Genomic DNA, 2,091 nt, shown 5'->3' on the forward strand with positions numbered 1-2,091 from the left:
CTTATTTGATTCCTAAACGTCTCGCACCTATTCTCGCTTCTTATACCGTATTGCCGTAAAATGTTAACCTAATTTGAGATGAAATATTAGGGGTCGAGAATGGAGTCGCCTCCATTCCCTCCCATTCAGAATCGTGCGTGAGACTTTCACCTCACACGGCTCCTAGTCTGATTGTTCCATTGTTAAGGATACAGCTTTAGCGTTGTCTAATGCCGTCTTATCATCGCGGGTGTGGCGATGTAATAGTTGAAGGTTCTTGTATTCATCCTTTCCGCCTAAACTTCGAGGTACAATGTGGTCTACTTCAACTAAATCTGATGGTGCGAAATACTGTCCACACCAAGTACACCTGCCTTTTTGCTTTTTGAGTAGTTTTGCTACCCTATTTGGCGTTCCAATTGCTTGTCCTTTCCTGGTTGCCCAGTAAGTCCAGTTTCCGTCGTATGGTGTTGCGTCAGAGCTTATTAGGGTATGTCTGACAATCGGAGTGTAGCTATGCTTCCATAGGGTAATTCCGTCTTTGGATTTGAATAACCAAGTTTCATGTCTTTCTTTCCCATTACTAAGTTTAACCTTCCCTTGTTGGAAATAGTTTCTTAGCTTTTCATAACTTGCCTTTCCGCATCTTGATACTGTCCATGCCCTTAACATTAGCCAGATTGTTTGGTCTAGCTTATTGAAGGTCTCTGTTGAGACTACTGATGAATAATAATTTGACCATCCCCGAATAATCGGGTTTAGTCTACTTATCAAGGCTGATTGGGGTGCTGTTTTATATTGTTTTATTACACCCTTAATCACTTCAATGTGGGCTTTAACTGCTTTGTTGCTGGGTTTTATGTGAGTTTTGAATCTTAACTTTTTGTGGGGGGTTTTGTTGCATAAGAAGCCTCCTTTTCTTCTTCCCCCATGTTTTCCAGCTTTATATTTGCCGACTGGATATTGCCTAATATTGAATCCCAGAAAATCGAACCCTGGTTCCTCTGCTTTGCCGTTGTACTCAATAGGATTGAGCGTGTGGCATATTCGAGTCTTTTCAGGTTTTATTTCTAATCCTACAGGTTTTAACCATTCGGAAATAGCAATTTTGCACTGTTCAATAATCTCTAGTGATGGAGATATCACTACGAAATCATCGGCGTATCTTATAACAGTAGCTTGTACTACGTTTGCTTTCTTAGGGTACAGTTTTTCTATGAACCTAACCATGCCCAACAGTGCGATGTTGGCGAGTATTGGACTTATTACCCCTCCTTGGGGTGTCCCTGTTTCTGTATCCTCAAATACACCGTTATCTAGCACACCTGCTTTGAGCCATTGTTTCAGGTCTCTTTTTAGGCGGCTTGGACAATGAATTTTGGACAGTAGGTAATCATGGTTCACGGTAAGAGCATTTTGCTATATCAGCATCGAGTACATAATATTCACCCTTGTTGATACTTGAGTAAATTCGTGCTATTGCATCTTGGGCTGACCGTCCGGGACGGAACCCATAGCTTGTGCCTTCAAATCTCGATTCCCATTCAGGTTCGAGAGTCGATTTAACCAAGGCTTGCCTTGCTCTATCTTGGATTGTGGGTATTCCCATTCCCGCTTTTTTCATCCCTGCCGGGTTTTGGAATCCACACCCGTCGTAGTGGTTTTGCTTTGAGGTTTCCCTTAATATTCTCCACAAGTTCAAACCTTTGTCTTGGAGAGATTGCTCTCATTCCATCAACTCCAGCCGTTTTCTTGCCTTGATTATCCTGGGTCACTCGCCGCACTGCTAGGAGCCGGGCATAATATGACTTCACCAATAGACGTTGCCACCTTCGTGCCTTTGCGTCCTGTCCCGATTTAGCTGCTTGAAATATCCTCTTTTGGAGCTTGAAAACTTTTCTCTGGACTTTCGCCCATGGGATTTGTTTCCATACAAACGCACGTCTTGATTGGTTTTGATTTCTCAAATCCTTTCTTTAAACTCGCTTTCGTCATAGTAACTCCTACTAGACTCTATTCTTTACAGTCAAACCGTGACCCGTTAGCATATCCCTACTATTACAGTCTGGCGTTGGCTTCTGGTCACATCTCACCCCCTAATAGGCTTACGCT

The 2,091-nt window shown here is 42.8% G+C and carries 3 protein-coding genes; all 3 read right to left on the minus strand.

The genetic code is table 11. The features are described 5' to 3' along the window. Nucleotides 1-162: 162 nt before the first annotated feature. From P5674_RS24270 to P5674_RS24280, 3 genes are read right to left on the minus strand one after another with little or no spacing between them, the layout of a single operon-like run. Nucleotides 163-1,383: a reverse transcriptase domain-containing protein gene (locus P5674_RS24270; protein WP_315670362.1), complete on the minus strand. Its 1,221-nt coding sequence runs from the start codon at nucleotides 1,381-1,383 to the stop codon at nucleotides 163-165. Further along, entirely contained in the window at nucleotides 1,373-1,603 is a 231-nt protein-coding gene (locus tag P5674_RS24275; protein ID WP_315670364.1) for a reverse transcriptase domain-containing protein, read from the minus strand. The genes P5674_RS24270 and P5674_RS24275 overlap by 11 nt, the downstream gene beginning before the upstream one ends. Further along, nucleotides 1,563-1,946 carry a reverse transcriptase N-terminal domain-containing protein gene (locus P5674_RS24280; RefSeq protein ID WP_315670365.1) on the minus strand — a complete coding sequence of 128 codons (384 nt, stop codon included), beginning with the start codon at nucleotides 1,944-1,946 and terminating at the stop codon, nucleotides 1,563-1,565. The genes P5674_RS24275 and P5674_RS24280 overlap by 41 nt, the downstream gene beginning before the upstream one ends. Nucleotides 1,947-2,091 lie beyond the last annotated feature (145 nt).

Origin of the sequence: Limnospira sp. PMC 289.06 (assembly GCF_032350395.1) — a bacterium.
Lineage (GTDB): Bacteria > Cyanobacteriota > Cyanobacteriia > Cyanobacteriales > Microcoleaceae > Limnospira > Limnospira platensis.